We start from the raw sequence: 15,407 nt of genomic DNA, 5'->3' as shown, positions 1-15,407 counted from the left end.
AGGGTTGTCCCTTGAACCATGATTACGCAATGCGTATGATACTTACGCAATACGCAATCATGCCGCAGACATCTATGAAAACCCGCCTTGTTCGGTGCCTTGCCGTTCTTTCCCTCGCTGCCGCGGCAAGCGCCGGCGCCCAGACCTTTCCCGCCAAGCCGATCCGCTGGCTCGTTCCGTACGCGGCCGGCGGCGGCTCCGACTTCCTCGCGCGCACGGTGGCGCAGACGCTCTCCACGCAGGTGGGGCAGCCGGTGCTGGTGGACAACAAGCCCGGCGGCAACACCGCGCTGGCCGCGGCCGAGACGGCGCGCGCGCCGGCCGACGGCTACACCGTGCTGTCGGCCGACAACGGCACGCTGGTGTTCAACCCGGCGCTCTACAAGTCGCTGTCGTACAGCCCGACGAAGGACTTGGCACCCGTCACGCTGATGGGCAAGTTCCCGATGATCCTGGTGGTCGGCGCCAATTCCGGCATCGCGACGGCCAAGGATTTCATCGCCAGGGCCAAGGCCAAGCCGGGCGACCTGAGCTACGCCTCGGCCGGCGCGGGCAGCCCGCACCACCTGGCGATGGAACTGCTCAAGGTGGAGGCGGGCCTCTTCATGGTCCATGTGCCGTACCGCGGCGCGGCGCCGGCGCTGGCCGACGTGGTGGGCGGGCAGCTGCCGGCCATGATGGTCGACCTGGCGGCCGGCGCCGGCTTCATCAAGGGCGGCAAGGTCCGCGCGCTGGCGGTGGCCAACCCGACGCGGCTGCCGCAGTTGCCCGACGTGCCCACCTTCGCCGAGCTGGGCTACAAGAACGTCGAAGCCGCCGCGCTGGTCGGCGTGGTGGTGCCCTCGGCCACGCCGCCGGAGGTGGTGAACACGCTCAACCGCCAGCTGTTGGCCGCGATCAACGAGCCCTCGGTGAACAAGCGCATGACCGACTTCGGCGTCGAGCCCGTGGGCAGCACGCCGGCGCAGTACGCCGCGCTGCTCAAGAGCGAGACGACCCGCTGGCACAAGCTGATCCGCGACCTGAAGATCACGCTGGATTGAGGACGCCCCCCGAAGCGCCTTCGGCGCCTCCCCCCACTGGGGGGCGCACCCGGCGGCCCGGCGGAGCCGGTTCCGCGGGTGCGCTGGGCTGGCGCATGTCGTTTTAGAGATTGAAGGAAGCATCACCATGCCCGATACCGCCAATCCCCCGCGCGCCGCAGGCTGTCCTGTCGCGCACGGGCCGCTGTCCCCCGAGCGCACGCCCACCGGCTGTCCCGTGAGCGCGCGCGCCGCCGAGTTCGATCCCTTCGAGGACGGCTACCAGCAGGACCCGCCCGAGTACGTGCGCTGGGCGCGCGAGAAGGAGCCGATCTTCTTCAGCCCGAAGCTCGGCTACTGGGTGATCACGCGCTACGACGACATCAAGGCGGTGTTCCGCGACAACATCACCTTCAGCCCCTCCAACGCGCTCGAGAAGATCACGCCCACCGGGGACGAGGCCAACGCCGTGCTCGCCTCCTACGGCTTCGCGCTGAACCGCACGCTGGTGAACGAGGACGAACCCGCCCACATGCCGCGCCGCCGCGTGCTGATGGACCCGTTCACGCCCGAGGCGCTCAAGCACCACGAGCCGATGGTGCGCGAACTGGCGCGCAGCTATGTCGACCGCTTCATCGACGACGGCCGTGCCGATCTCGTCGACCAGATGCTGTGGGAAATTCCGCTGACCGTGGCGCTGCACTTCCTTGGCGTGCCCGAGGAAGACATGGACACGCTGCGCAAGTATTCGATCGCGCACACCGTCAACACCTGGGGCCGGCCCAAGCCCGAGGAGCAGGTGGCCGTGGCGCATGCGGTTGGCAACTTCTGGCAATACGCCGGCAAGGTGCTCGAGAAGATGCGGCAGGACCCCGACGCGCCCGGCTGGATGCAGTACGGCATCCGCAAGCAGAAGCTGCACCCCGAGGTGGTGACCGATTCGTACCTGCACTCGATGATGATGGCCGGCATCGTGGCCGCGCACGAGACCACCGCCAATGCCACCGCCAATGCGGTGAAGCTGCTGCTGCAGCATCCGCAGGTGTGGCAGGAGCTGTGCGAAGACCCGGGCCTCATTCCCAACGCGGTGGAAGAGTGCCTGCGCCACAACGGCTCGGTGGCCGCCTGGCGGCGCCTCGTCACGCGGAACACGCACGTGGGCGGCGTGGACCTGCCGGCCGGCTCGCGGCTCCTGATCGTCACTTCGTCGGCCAACCACGACGAGGCGCACTTTTCCGATGCCGACCTGTTCGACATCCGCCGCGACAACGCCAGCGACCACCTGACCTTCGGCTATGGCTCGCACCAGTGCATGGGCAAGAACCTGGCGCGCATGGAGATGCAGATCTTCCTGGAGGAGTTCACGCGGCGGCTGCCGCACATGCGGCTCTCGGAGCAGCGCTTCAGCTACGTGCCGAACACCTCGTTCCGCGGGCCCGAGCACCTGTGGGTCGAATGGGACCCTGCGGCCAATCCGGAGCGCAGGAACCCCGCGCTGCGCGCGGTGCAGGTGCCGGTGCGCATCGGCGAGCCCTCGCGGCACGCGATCACGCGGCCGGTGGTGGTGGAGCGCGTGACGCCGGTGGCCGAAGGCATCGTGAAGCTGCGGCTGGTGTCGCCCGATGGCAAGCCGCTGCCGCGCTGGACCGCGGGTTCGCACATCGACGTGGAATGCGGCTCGTCCGAGCTGTCGCGCCAGTACTCGCTGTGCGGTGACCCCGACGAAGCCGGCGTGCTGGAGATCGCGGTGCTGCACGAGCCCGGGGGCCGCGGCGGCTCGGCCTGGGTGCACACGCAGGTGAAGGCCGGCGACCGGCTGCGCATCCGCGGGCCGCGCAACCACTTCCGGCTCGACGAGTCGCTTGCGAAGGCGATCTTCATCGCGGGCGGCATCGGCATCACGCCCGTGAGCGCAATGGCGCGCCGCGCGAAGGCGCTCGGCATGGACTACGAACTGCACTACAGCGGCCGTAGCCGCGCGCGCATGGCCTTCCTGGACGAGCTTGCGGTACTGCACGGCGAGCGGCTGCAGGTCCATGCGAGCGACGAAGGCCAGCGCTGCGATCTGCGCGCGCTGCTCGCAGAGCCCGTGGCCGGTGTGCAGGTCTATGCCTGCGGCCCGCTGCGCATGCTCGAGGCGCTCGAAGACTGCTGCGCCGCCTGGCCCGAGGGTGCCTTGCGCGTCGAGCATTTCGAGTCGACGCTCGCCACGCTCGATCCGTCGAAGGAGCACGCGTTCGAAGTCGAGCTGAAGGATTCCGGCCTCGTCGTCACCGTGCCGCCCGACCAGACCCTGCTGTCGGCACTGCGCGCAGCCAACGTCGATGTGCAGAGCGATTGCGAGGAGGGCCTGTGCGGCTCCTGCGAAGTGCGGGTGCTGTCCGGCAAGGTCGATCACCGCGACGTGGTGCTGACCCGCCCGGAACGCGAGGCCCACAACAAGATGATGGCCTGCTGCTCGCGCGCTTGCGAGGGCCGGCTGGTGCTCGAGCTCTAGGGCTGGTGGTCAGCGCAGCAGGGCGTGCCCGCCGGCTATGTGCGCCGTCTCGGCGCGCGAGCCGAGTGCCAGCTTTCTGTAGATGCCCTTGATGCGGCATTCCACCGCGAGCCGGGGCATGGCCAGCGCTTGGGCGACGTCGCGGTGCCCGAGGCCCTGCACCACGAGTTCGAGCGTCTTGCGCTCCTGCGGCGCCAGCGCCGCGTCGGGCATCGACCCCGGATCGGCCGCGTGCCCGGCGTGCCAGGCCAGCACGCGCCGCGCGATGGCCGGATCGATGGTGGCACCGCCCTGTTCGATGCTGCGCAGGCCGATGCTCAATTCGAGGTCGTCGCGTTCCTTCAGCAGATAGGCCACCGCGCCGGCGCGAAGTGCGGAAAAAATGGCTTCCTCGCTGCGGGAGGCGGAAATGGCCACGGCCGGCACCTGCGGATGGTGCGCCTGCAGCCACTCGACGAGCTCGACCGCGTCGTCGCCAGGCAGGCCGATGTCCACGAGCACGACGCCGAAGCTCGGCTTCTCCAGCAACTGCATGGCCATCTCGGCGTCGTCGGCCCAGGTGATCTGCGGCTCGTCGCATCCGAGCGTGGGCAGGATGTAGCGCAAACGTTCCTGCATCGCCGTGTCGTTTTCGACCACGAGCACCGAGTTCAGCGAAACGGTTTCGACGGCTTCCGAGGAGAACATTTGGGCGGCATTCTGAGGCTGTGGCCGAGAAACTGGGACGTTTCGACTTATTTTGCGCGAATGTTGCTGGAATTCACAGCTATATCCTTCGGTTTGCCCATGCCTTGATGAGGGCCTTGAACAGGACCTTGCACGGATGGCCCGGTGCAGGCGGCGCAATCCGTTCCGGCAAAGGGCAGGAGGGGGCGCGCAGGCCCTCAGGCCACTGCTGCCAGCGGCATGCGCAGCGCCAATTGCGTCTGGCCGGGCCGCGACTGCAGCTGCAGGTCGGCCCCCAGGCGGCGCGCGCGCGTGCGCAGGCTGCGCAAGCCCGCGCCGGCGCCCTTGTCGGCGCCATCCACCGCGAAGCCGCGGCCGTCGTCGCGCACGCTGAGCTGCAGTTCGGCGCCGGTGCGCGTCACCGCCACGTCCACGCGGCGGCTTGCGCTGTGCTTGAGCACATTGGTCAGCGCCTCCTGCAGGAAGCGCAGCAGGTCCAGGCTCTGCGAGGGAGGGAGTTCGAGCGTCTCGATGTTCGACACCTGCCAGCGGCAGTCGATGCCGTTGGCGTCGAGCAGCTGAGAGGTGCGGTGCCGCAGGGGCACGAGCAGTTCGCCGAAGGCCCGCGTGCCGTCGTGCTGGCCGGTGGCCTCGATGATCAGCCGCAGGTCGTCGCGCAGGCGCTTGAGCATGGCGAGCAGTTCGGGCGCGGAGAGTTTCTCGGGTTTGCGTTCGAGCGTTGCGATGCTGCCCACCAGCATGCCGCCCAGGCCGTCATGCAGGTCGCTTGCGAGATTGACGCGCTCGCCGATGCGCGCATGCGCCAGCTCGAGCGCATGCTGCTGCGCCAGCGTGACGCCCAGTTCGGCCTTGGCCGCGTTCACTTCCTCGATCAGCTCGGTGTTGAAGTTCTCGATGCGTTTCAGGCTCTGCACGAAGCGCCCGGCCTGCGTCAGCGCCATGCCCAGCAGCAGGCCGTACGAGGACATCGTCGTGTAGTAGATGTTGCTGTCGATCACCTGCGTGAACACCAGCAGGTCGTGCGCGCCCGTTGCCGCCGACAGGGCCATGAAGGGCGCGAGGGAGCGCATCGGGCTGTGGCGATGGCGCAAGGCATGGATCAGCGCGGCACTGTTCACCGCAATGATCGTGAGGCCGCCCACCAGCGTCCAGACGGCGCGGTGGGTGAGCAGGTTGGCGGAACCGGTGAGCCACAGGTCGAGCACGCCGGCCACCGCGACCAGCAGCGCAAGGCCTTCCAGCCGCGGCATGCGCCGCTCGCAGAAGCGCAGCGCGAACACGGCGTAGGAAACACTGAAGAGCAGCAGCAGCGAGGTGTTCAGCGCCTGCCAGCTGTGGTTGCTCGCAAAGGGCCAGGGGCTGGTGGCGATCTGGTTGTAGCCGAACAGGAGCCACAGCACCGACATCAGCGCGAACCAGCCGTAGGCCGTCTCGCGCCGGCGCATGGCCCACAGCGCGGCAAAGAAGGCCGAGACCGCGGCGCTCACCGCGAGGCCGAGCATCTGGAGATCGCGGCGCCAGACGCGCTCCTGCCCGTACGCCGCCTGCATCGCCGCCGGTGCGCCGAGGCTGACCGGGCCGAGGCCGGCCTGGTAGGCGGACAGGCCCGAGACGCGCACCAGCAGCGTGTTGCGGCCCGCCTGCAGCAGCGGCGGCGCCAGCAGCCAGTAGCGCGGGCTGTTCCAGGCGCGCGTCAGCGGCTCGACCAGGCTCTGGTCGCGCCAGATCGGGGTGCCGTTGAGCGACACCGCGCCGGCCATGTTGAGGTAGTGCAGCAGCAGGCCGACCTCGGTGACCTCGGCGGGCTGGTCCCAGGTGAGCCGATACCAGACCACGCCGTCGAAGCCGGGCCAGCGTGCGGCCCAGCTGTCGGGCAGGGCGACGGGCGTCCAGCCATCGGCCGGCGGAGCGGCTTCGTCCCAGCCGGTGCCGCGCACGGCTTCGACCTGGAATGCAGCCTGGAATGCAGGGGCGGGCTGCGCCTGCGCCATGCCGGCCGCGGCGAGAAGAAGAACAACAAGGAAGAAGCAGGCGCCGGCCCGTGCAGCAAGCCATGCCGCAAGGCCCGGGCGCGCATGCCGGCGGCCCGCCTGCGGGGGAGATTCTTCATATGGCATTTACCAGCTTTCGGGGATGGCTTGGTCGGGACGCGAAATACACACTTCGTCTTACTTGTTTTATTTGCTTTCAAGAAAGAAGTCCATGCCCACACGAATCCATGACAGCGACGCCCCACGCGGCTTGCACAAGGCGCCGGCCAGACAACAGCGGTGGGTGCGCGCATTCCGGCATCTGCCTGCGGTCGCGCTGCTGGTCGGGGGAAGCGCCTACGCGGCAGGTTTGGTCGGCGGCGCGGCGGGCAATGCCGGCCCGGCAACCATCAACGGGACGGCAGGAGCCGGTGGCGCTGCGGCCGCTGTCTCGGGGGACGGAGCCACTTCGCTCGGTGCGGGCGGCAACGGCGGCATGGGCACTGCGGGCGGCACCGGCGGCGCGGGCGGGGCGGGCGCCAGCGCAACCGCGGGCGGCGCGACGGCGGTCGGGGGTGGCGGTACCGGTGCGCTGGGCGGGGCGGGGGGAATCGGCGGCGCGGGAGGGCGTGGCGCCCAGGCCACGGCGGGCGGTGCGATTGCGCTCGGCGCGGGTGGCGCGGGTACCGAGAGTTGCTGCCTCGACACCGGCCCGGCGGGTGGCAATGGCGCGCAGGCTTCGGGCTATGCGGCAATCGCCATCGGAAGCGCCTCGAACTTCAGAGAGGGTGCCGTGGCATCCGGCGACGGCAGCACCGCGATCGGCGGCGCCAATGGTGCAGCTTCAGGCGCGGCCGCATTGGCCACGGCCGGCGTGGCGGTTGGCACCGGCAGCCGGGTCGAGAGCGGCGCGACCGGCGGCGTGGCCATTGGCGCGAATTCCGTCGCCACGGCGGCCAATACCGTGTCCTTTGGGTCCACCGGCCGGACGCGCGGCCTGGTCAACGTCAGCGCCGGATCGGTGACGTCCACGAGCACCGACGCCGTCAACGGCAGCCAGCTGTACGGCGTACAGAATGCGGCGGATTTGGCTCAGGCAACTGCCAGCGCCGCAAACGGCGCGGCGTTCCTTGCTTTGGCTGATGCGGCGCTGGCCCAAGACGTGGCGAACTCCGCGGTTGCCAGCGCAGGCGTCGCACAGATCATGGCCAACGGTGCCCACACGGCGGCGGTTGCTGCTCAGAGCAGCGCGGGCACCGCGCAGACCACAGCCAACGGCGCCCAGACTGCGGCCGCTGCGGCCCAGGGCACGGCAAATACGGCGCTCACGAATGCGGCCACTGCACAGGCCACGGCCAACGGCGCCCAGACCGCGGCGGCTGCCGCCCAGGGCACGGCGAACACCGCCCTGGGCGTGGCCAACAACTCGGTCCAGTATGGTCCGGGCGGTACCAGCGTCAGCCTGAACGCCAACGACGGCGCGGGAACCACGCTCAACAACGTTCGCGCCGGCACGGCCGCAACGGATGGCGCCAACGTCGGGCAGGTCCTGCAGGCGGAGCAAGGCGCCGTCACGGCCTCCAACAGCTTCACGATGCAGCAGGTGAGCGCGCTGCAGAGCGTCATGAACCAGGCCCTTGCCAACGGCCTGTGCAGCTTCAGCGGGGGCAGCGTGACCTGCGGCACGGGCAGCAAGGCCACCGGCGCGGGTGCCACGGCAATGGGCACCAACGCCATTGCCGATGGCGAGGGCACCACCGCGCTGGGCAGCGGCGCCGAGGCCCGCCATGCCGGCTCGGTGGCCATCGGCGCCGGCGCCAGGGCCCTGGCCGATCCCACCACGGCCGTGGGCAACAACGCAGTGGCCACCGGCAACAACGCGGTCGCACTGGGCGCCAACACGCTGGCCTCGGGCAGCAATGCGGTGGCGCTGGGCCAGGGGTCGGTGGCGGACCGCGACAACACCGTTTCGGTGGGCAATGCGGCCACCGGACAGTTGCGCGGCATCGCAAATGTCGCGCCCGGCGTGCTGGGTACCGATGCCGTCAACGTCAACCAGTTGCAGCAGGCGGTGAGCAACGCGACCAGCCAGGCGAATGCCTTTGCCGCGCAGGGCGTGGCAGCGGCACTGGCCATGCCGTCGATGCCGGCCCTCTCGGCGGGCAAGAAGTGGATGGGCGCCGCCGTGGGCAACTACGCCGGCGCAGCGGCCGTCGGCTTTGCCTTCGGCTACCAGGTCAACGACAACCTGAACCTGGGGCTGGGCGTTTCCACCGCCACCAGCAGCGGCAGCAGCAACCGCATTGCCGCCCGCGTGCAGGCCGGCTATTCCTGGTGAGGCGTGGCACCGGACATCAGTGCAGCAAGCCGTGCCTGCGGGCCTGGTAGACGGCTTCGGTGCGGGAGCTGACGGCCAGCTTGCGGTAGATGTTCTTGGTGTGGCATTCCACGGTCAACCTGGAGATCGACAGCGATTCGGCCATGTCGCGGTTGCTCAGCCCCTGCGCCACGAGTTCGAGAATCCGGCGCTCCCGCGGGGTCAGCGCGACGGGCAGCGCAGCGGGCGCATCGGCCGCCGGCACGGCTTGCGGCGAAGCCTGCTGCGCCGCAAGCCAGCCGAGGATATGGCGCGCAATGGCCGGATCGATCGGCGAGCCGCCCTGCTCGATGCTGCGCAGCGCAATGCCCAGTTCGAGATCGTCGCGGTCCTTCAGCAGGTAGCCGATGGCGCCGGCCCGCAGCGCCGCGAAGATGACGTCCTCGGTGCGGAAGGCCGAGATCACCACCGCGGGCACCGTGGGATGCTGCGCCTGCATCCAGCCGATCAGCTCGACCCCGCTGCCGTCCGGCAGGCCGATGTCGACCAGCGCGATGCCGAAGCTCTGCGCACCGAGCAGTTCCTTGGCCGCGGCAATGCTGTCGGCCCAGGCGATCTTCGGCGCGGCGTTGCCGAGCGTGGCCAGCACGTGGCCCAGGCGTTCGCGCATCGCGGGATCGTCTTCGACCACCAGCGAAGGGCTCAGGGAAACGCCTTCGATGGCTTCCGGGCTGGAATTGGACATGGGGAAACGGTGTTCTGCTCGGTGGCAAGGCCAGCAGGTGGTCTTGCCGATCCTGGGGATTGTTCCAGAATATTTCCGTTCGATCAGCCCATCAGGTTGCGCAGCGCCGCTTCCACCGCCGCGGCAGTGGCCAGCGGCTTCTCCATGGGAAACAGGTGCGTGCCGTCGAGCACGGCGATGCGCCCCCTGGTGACCTTCTGGGTCATGGCCATGCCCACTTGCTTCATCTCGACGGACTGGCGCCCGCCGATGAAGGCCGCCTTGCACTTGAGCGGATGGTTGCGCAGCAGCGCGCCCAGGTTGTGGGGCAGGGTGTCGTAGATGGCCGTTTCCACGTCGCGGTCGAAACTCAGTTCGCGCATGTCTTCGCTCGCGAAGGTGCCGTGGTCGATGTAGTCGTGCAGCACCTGCTCGTCCCACCTGGCAAAGGCCTTCTTGCTGCGGAAGTGCTCGAACACCGCTTCCCGGTGCGCCCAGCTGTTCCTGCGCTTGCGGCTGATGGCGCCGGGCGACACGGTCTTCATCAGCGAGGTGCGCTTCACGATGCTCAGCGTGTTCGCGCGCCAGCCGCTGAGGACCGGCGAGTCGAGCAGCACCACGCCGCAAGCGAGCGCCGGATGCAGCGCCGCGCACATCAGGCTCAGGATTCCGCCCAGCGAATGGCCGACCAGGAACACCGGGCCGCCGGCGCGGTCGGCGTGCCGTTGTGCGAAGTCGGCCAGCTGCTGCACCAGGTGCGGCCAGTTGTCGGTGACGGGGTACTTCGGGTCGTGCCCGAATTTCTCGATGGCATCGACCTCGAAGCCGCGGCTGCGCAGGCTGTCGAGGACGACGCGGTAGGTGCTCGCGGGAAAGCTGTTGCCGTGCGAGAACACGACGGGAGGCATCGGCATGGCCGCGGTCGGCTTCAGATCAGCTTTTCGTCGGGCGTCGAGATCTTGCGCAGCGGGCTGTGCCGCGTGGCCGGCATCTTCAGCGGATGCTCGGTGGCGGAGTCGTCCCACACCGGGTCCTCGATGCTGTCGAACACTTCGCGCAGCTTCTGGCCCCAGCTGTTGTGCATCATGCGGTAGTAGGGGTTGTCGGCATCGATGCAGATCACGCGGTCGGTCTCGAGCTTGTTGGCCTCGTACACCACCAGGTCGAGCGGCAGGCCCACCGACAGGTTCGACTTCATGGTCGAGTCCATCGACACCAGCGCGCACTTGGCGGCTTCGTCGAGCGGGGTCTCGGGCGTGAGCACGCGGTCGAGCACCGGCTTGCCGTACTTCGATTCGCCCACCTGGAAGTAGGGCGTCTCGGTGGTGGCCTCGATGAAGTTGCCGGCCGCATAGACCAGGAACAGGCGCATGCCTTCGCCCTTGACCTGGCCGCCGAAGATGAAGGACACGTTGAAGTCCAGCCCCGCATGCTTGAGCGCCTCGGCGTCGCGGTCGTACACGTGGCGTACGGCCGAGCCGAGCACGCGCGCGGCGTCGAACATGCTCTTGGCGTTCCAGATGGTGATGGGATCACCCTGCGAGCCGTCTTCGCGCGTTTCGCGCAGTTCCTCGATCTGCAGGATCTCGCGCACCGACTGCGAGATGCTCAGGTTGCCCGAGGACAGCAGCACCATGACGCGGTCGCCCGGCTGCTCGTAGACGATCATCTTGCGGAAGGTGCTGATGTGGTCCACACCCGCGTTGGTGCGCGAGTCGGAGAGAAACACCAGGCCGGCGTTGAGTTTGATGCCTACGCAATAAGTCATTTTTTCATCTCGCACGAAGGATGCCCGCTCACATGGCGCTGCGTTCGCGCGTGTTCAGTTTTTGTAAGGCATAGAGCGCGTCGAGCGCCTCCCGTGGCGTCATCGCATCGGGGTCGAGCGCGGCCAGGGCGGATTCTACGGCGCTGGCCATCGGCGTTTCGGCCGCCGGGGGCGGGGCGAACAGGTCGACCTGCGCGCGCGTCTGGGCGTGCTGCGACTCCAGCGCCTCGAGCGCCTGCCGCGCGTGGTTGACCACGGCGGCCGGCATGCCGGCGAGCCGCGCCACCTGGATGCCGTAGCTCTTGCTGGCCGGGCCGGGCTGCATTTCGTGCAGGAACACGATGTCGCGGCCCGCCTCGGTGGCGCTCACGTGCATGTTCACGGCGCAGTGGTGCGTGGCCGGGAATTCGGTCAGCTCGAAGTAGTGGGTGGCAAACAGCGTGAAGGCCTTGCTGCGGTCGTGCAGCTGGGCCGCGATGCCCGCGGCCAGCGCCAAGCCGTCGAAGGTGCTGGTGCCGCGGCCGATCTCGTCCATCAGCACCAGCGACTGGGCGGTGGCGCTGTGCAAGATTTGCGCGGCCTCGGTCATCTCGAGCATGAAGGTCGACTGCGCGTTGGCCAGGTCGTCGGCGGCGCCGATGCGGGTATGAATGGCGTCGATCGGCCCGAGCCGGCAGGCCGCCGCCGGCACATGCGAGCCGATGGACGCCAGCAGCACGATGATCGCCACCTGCCGCATGTAGGTCGACTTGCCGCCCATGTTGGGGCCGGTGATCACCTGCATGCGCTGCTGCGGCCCGAGCTGCGTGTCGTTGGCGATGAAGCCGCCCGACGATTTTTCGGCCAGCCGCGCCTCCACCACCGGATGGCGGCCCTGCTGGATCTCGATGCAGGGATGCGAGACGAAGCTCGGCGCGCGCCAGTGCAGCGTGTGCGAGCGCTCGGCCAGTGCGCACAGCGCATCGAGCGTGGCAATGGCGCCGGCCAGCTGCGTGAGCGCGGGCACCGAGGGCTGCAGCGCGTCGAGCAATTGCTCGTAGAGCCACTTCTCGCGAGCCAGCGCGCGGTCCTGCGCGCTCAGCGCCTTGTCCTCGAAGGCCTTGAGCTCGGGCGTTATGAAGCGCTCGGCATTCTTCAGCGTCTGGCGGCGGCGGTAGTTGTCGGGCACCTTCGATAGCGCGCTTTGCGTCACCTCGATGTAGAAGCCGTGCACGCGGTTGAACTGCACCCGCAGGTTGCTGATGCCGGTGCGCTCGCGTTCGCTGACTTCGAGCTTCAGCAAGAAGTCGTCGCAGTTCTCGCTGATGGCGCGCAGCTCGTCGAGCTCGGCGTCGTGGCCGGTGGCGATCACGCCGCCGTCGCGCACCAGTGCCGACGGGTCGGGCTTGATCGCGCTCGCCAGCAGGTCGGCGCAGCCCGGCGGCGGCGCGAGCCGTTCGATGATGCGGCCCAGCAGCTCGCCGGACGCCGGAAGCGCCGGCGCCAGCTGCTCGGCCTTCGCGAGCGCGAGGCGCAGCGCGAGCAGCTCGCGCGGACGCACCTGCCTGAGCGCGATGCGCGCCGCGATGCGTTCCACGTCGCTGGTGTTCTTGAGCTGTTCGCGCAAGGTGCGCCAGGGCGCGGCGGTGCCGCCCAGCACAGTGGACTGGAGGGCGGCAATGGCTTCGAGCCGGGCCTGCGCCTCGCTGCGGTCGCGCCGCGGCGACAGCAGCCAGCGCTTCACGAGGCGGCTGCCCATGCCCGTCATGCAGGTGTCGAGCAGAGAGAACAGGGTGGGCGAGTCTTCGCCGCGCAGCGTCTGCACCAGTTCGAGGTTGCGGCGCGTGGTGGGCGGCAGCTCGACCAGGTCGCCGTCGCGCTCCACCGACAGGCGCTGCACGTGCGACAGCGCGCGGCCCTGCGTGTGCTCGGCATAGCCCAGCAGCGCAGCCGCGGCGGCATGCGCGTTGGCGAGCGACTCGGCGTTCCAGGCCGCGAGGCTGTTGCTGCCCATCTGCTCGCTGAGCTTGCGCTCGCCCAGGCCGCCGTCGAACTGCCACGCGGGGCGGATCGAGAGCGTGAAAGGTGTGGCCGAACGCGCGGCCTTGAGCCGCTGCTCGAAGGCCGGCGTCACCTCGGCGCTGTAGAGCAGCTCGCTCGGCGCGATGCGCGCGATCCAGGCTTCGAGCGCGTCGGCCGGGCACTCGGCCAGCCGCAGTTCGGCACCGGTCACGCTGAGCCACGCCAGGCCGCAGAAGTTGCGCGTGCCCGCATGCACCGCGAGCAGCAGCGATTCGCTCTTGTCGTTGAGCAGTTCCGAATCGGTCAGCGTGCCGGGCGTGACCACCCGCACCACCTTGCGCTCGACCGGGCCCTTGCTCGCGCCGACTTCGCCCACCTGCTCGCAGATGGCCACCGATTCGCCCAGCTTGATGAGCCGCGCAAGATAGGTGTCGACCGCATGGAAGGGCACGCCGCACATCACCACGGGCTGGCCGGCCGACTGGCCGCGCTGGGTGAGCGTGATGTCGAGCAGGCGCGCGGCCTTTTCGGCGTCGGCCCAGAACAGCTCGTAGAAATCGCCCATCCGGTAGAACAGCAGGGTGTCCGGATGGTTCGCCTTGAGGCCCAGGTACTGCGCCATCATGGGCGTGTGCCCGGAGAAGTCGCTGGTGGAGGGGGAGGGTTGCGCGGTCGTCGTTTTCACTCGGACGATTATCGGGGACGGCGAACGGCTCGGCCGGGCGGACAGCCCGCCTTTAAAATCCGCCGGCGCGAACACCGCGTGAAGAAACAAGGCGCCCATGGTCCATCCGGATGAATTCAAAGGCCCCGAAGCGGACGCGCTGCCCGACACCGCCACCTTGCCCGCAGAACTCGCCGCGCTGTACCTCTGCATGCCGCCGGCCCAGCTCGCCGACCTGCGCAAATCGAAACGGCCCGATGGGCGGGCGGGCAACGGCGCGTCCATCATCAAGCCGGTGGAAGGCGGTGCGAAAGACCCGGTGCTCTACAAGCTCGGCACCTTGCGCGAATTTGCCAAGTCGCACACCGCCCCCACTGCCTTCGACACCGCGCTGGACTCCGGGTTGCCGGGCTGGGTGTCCGCCAAGCTGCCCTTCTTTGCCGAACGCGAACCCCGCATCAAGCGCGGCCGCCGCGTGCTCATCGGCGGCGCCTGGGACCGGGCGGACCCGCTGCGCGAGAAACGCTTCGCCGATCTGGCGAAGGGCCGCATCCGCTTCACCTCATTGACCTGCGCCGAAGCCGCCGCGAGCCTGTGGGCCGATGTGGCAAGCCACGCTGCACTCGCCGAAAAGGGGCTCGCCCTGCTCAGGAGCGAGACGCAGGCCATCGAGGCCGCGCTGGCGGCGACCGGGCAGCTGGCCGCGGCTTCGAATCCAGATGCGGTGGCCTGACCCGCGTCCTTCAAGACAGACCATGGACGAGCACCGATGCTGATCAACTGCGTGGCCTACGAGAACGGCGCCAAGCTTGCCGACATTCCGGTCGAGGACATCAGCGAGTACATCTCCCGGCCCGGCTGCTTCGTCTGGGTGGCGCTGAGCGACGCCACGCCGCAGGAGCTGGCCCAGATGCAGGACGAGTTCAACCTGCATCCGCTCGCGGTGGAAGACGCCCAGCACGGCCACCAGCGGCCCAAGGTCGAGGAATACGGCGATTCGCTCTTCGTCGTGATGCACCTGGTCGAACCCTCTGCCGAGGGCGAGCACTGTGTGAACGTGGGCGAGGTCGACGTGTTCGTCGGCAAGAACTACGTGCTGTCGGTGCGCAACCGCAGCCAGCAGGGCTTCCTGGGCGTGCGCGAGCGCTGCGAGCGCGAGCCCGAGCTGCTGCGCAACGGCTCGGGCTTTGTGCTGTATGCGCTGATGGATGCGGTGGTCGATCGCTACTTTCCGGTGATCGATGCGCTCGAGGTGGAGCTCGAATCCATCGAGCAGCAGATCTTCACGCAGGGCGGCGCGGCGCGCGACAAGATCAAGCAGCTGTACGACCTGAAGCGGCGCAGCATGGTCCTCAAGCGCGCCGTGGCGCCGCTGGTCGAGGCGTCGGGCAAGCTGCACGGCGGGCGGGTGCCGCAGATCTGCGTGAGCTCGCAGGAATATTTTCGCGACGTGGCCGACCACCTGGTCCGCATCAACGGCTCGATCGACGCCATGCGCGACACCATCGGCACGGCCATTTCGGTGAACCTCTCGATGGTCACCATCGAGGAGAGCGAAGTCACCAAGCGGCTGGCGGCCTGGGCCAGCATCTTTGCGGTGTGCACCGCGTTCGCGGGCATCTGGGGCATGAACTTCGAGCACATGCCGGAGCTGAAATTCCGCTACGGGTACGCAGTGGCGCTGGTGCTGATTGCGGCTACCTGCAGCTATCTCTACTACCGGTTCAGGCGCGCGGGCTGGCTCTGAGCACTACCAA

11 protein-coding genes are annotated in these 15,407 nt (G+C 68.8%); 5 read left to right on the top strand and 6 right to left on the bottom strand.

Going from position 1 to position 15,407, the window contains the following annotated elements:
• Nucleotides 1-74 precede the first annotated feature (74 nt).
• Both RZE77_RS18810 and RZE77_RS18805 read left to right on the top strand, forming a co-directional pair.
• Nucleotides 75-1,043 carry a Bug family tripartite tricarboxylate transporter substrate binding protein gene (locus RZE77_RS18810; RefSeq protein WP_319438748.1) on the top strand — a complete coding sequence of 323 codons (969 nt, stop codon included), beginning with the start codon at nucleotides 75-77 and terminating at the stop codon, nucleotides 1,041-1,043.
• A 127-nt stretch (nucleotides 1,044-1,170) separates the two neighbouring features.
• The gene (locus RZE77_RS18805; RefSeq protein ID WP_319438747.1) at nucleotides 1,171-3,519 is read left to right on the top strand and encodes a cytochrome P450/oxidoreductase; all 2,349 of its coding nucleotides are present in this window, start codon (nucleotides 1,171-1,173) and stop codon (nucleotides 3,517-3,519) included.
• A 9-nt stretch (nucleotides 3,520-3,528) separates the two neighbouring features.
• Here the strand turns inward: RZE77_RS18805 and RZE77_RS18800 are convergent, their stop codons facing one another.
• Entirely contained in the window at nucleotides 3,529-4,206 is a 678-nt protein-coding gene (locus RZE77_RS18800) for a response regulator transcription factor (RefSeq protein WP_319438746.1), read from the bottom strand.
• 197 nt (nucleotides 4,207-4,403) lie between these two features.
• Entirely contained in the window at nucleotides 4,404-6,323 is a 1,920-nt protein-coding gene (locus RZE77_RS18795) for a sensor histidine kinase (RefSeq protein WP_319438745.1), read from the bottom strand.
• A gap of 85 nt (nucleotides 6,324-6,408) precedes the next feature.
• Here RZE77_RS18795 and RZE77_RS18790 point away from each other — a divergent pair, with 85 nt between their 5' ends.
• Nucleotides 6,409-8,514 (top strand): YadA family autotransporter adhesin, encoded by a 2,106-nt coding sequence (locus RZE77_RS18790; RefSeq protein WP_319438744.1) that lies wholly within the window; start codon nucleotides 6,409-6,411, stop codon nucleotides 8,512-8,514.
• A 16-nt stretch (nucleotides 8,515-8,530) separates the two neighbouring features.
• Here the strand turns inward: RZE77_RS18790 and RZE77_RS18785 are convergent, their stop codons facing one another.
• The 4 genes from RZE77_RS18785 to mutS form a co-directional block, all read right to left on the bottom strand.
• Nucleotides 8,531-9,238: a response regulator transcription factor gene (locus RZE77_RS18785; protein ID WP_319438743.1), complete on the bottom strand. Its 708-nt coding sequence runs from the start codon at nucleotides 9,236-9,238 to the stop codon at nucleotides 8,531-8,533.
• A gap of 83 nt (nucleotides 9,239-9,321) precedes the next feature.
• The gene (locus tag RZE77_RS18780; RefSeq protein ID WP_319438742.1) at nucleotides 9,322-10,131 is read right to left on the bottom strand and encodes an alpha/beta hydrolase; all 810 of its coding nucleotides are present in this window, start codon (nucleotides 10,129-10,131) and stop codon (nucleotides 9,322-9,324) included.
• A 14-nt stretch (nucleotides 10,132-10,145) separates the two neighbouring features.
• Nucleotides 10,146-10,985, bottom strand: a complete 840-nt coding sequence (locus RZE77_RS18775) for a proteasome-type protease (RefSeq protein ID WP_012748685.1) — start codon at nucleotides 10,983-10,985, stop codon at nucleotides 10,146-10,148.
• Between the two features lie 28 nt (nucleotides 10,986-11,013).
• Nucleotides 11,014-13,611: a DNA mismatch repair protein MutS gene (gene mutS / locus RZE77_RS18770; RefSeq protein WP_319442382.1), complete on the bottom strand. Its 2,598-nt coding sequence runs from the start codon at nucleotides 13,609-13,611 to the stop codon at nucleotides 11,014-11,016.
• 157 nt (nucleotides 13,612-13,768) lie between these two features.
• Between mutS and RZE77_RS18765 the strand changes: the two genes are divergently transcribed.
• Complete coding sequence (locus RZE77_RS18765) at nucleotides 13,769-14,383, top strand: hypothetical protein (protein WP_319438741.1); 615 nt, start codon at nucleotides 13,769-13,771, stop codon at nucleotides 14,381-14,383.
• A gap of 36 nt (nucleotides 14,384-14,419) precedes the next feature.
• Nucleotides 14,420-15,397, top strand: a complete 978-nt coding sequence (gene corA / locus RZE77_RS18760; RefSeq protein ID WP_319438740.1) for a magnesium/cobalt transporter CorA — start codon at nucleotides 14,420-14,422, stop codon at nucleotides 15,395-15,397.
• The last annotated feature ends 10 nt before the right edge of the window (nucleotides 15,398-15,407 follow it).

The organism is Variovorax sp. SPNA7 (assembly GCF_033807855.1).
Classification (GTDB): Bacteria; Pseudomonadota; Gammaproteobacteria; order Burkholderiales; family Burkholderiaceae_C; genus Variovorax; species Variovorax beijingensis.
The sequence above is the reverse complement of the archived record's forward strand: the minus strand, read 5'-3'. Positions and strand labels throughout refer to the sequence as shown.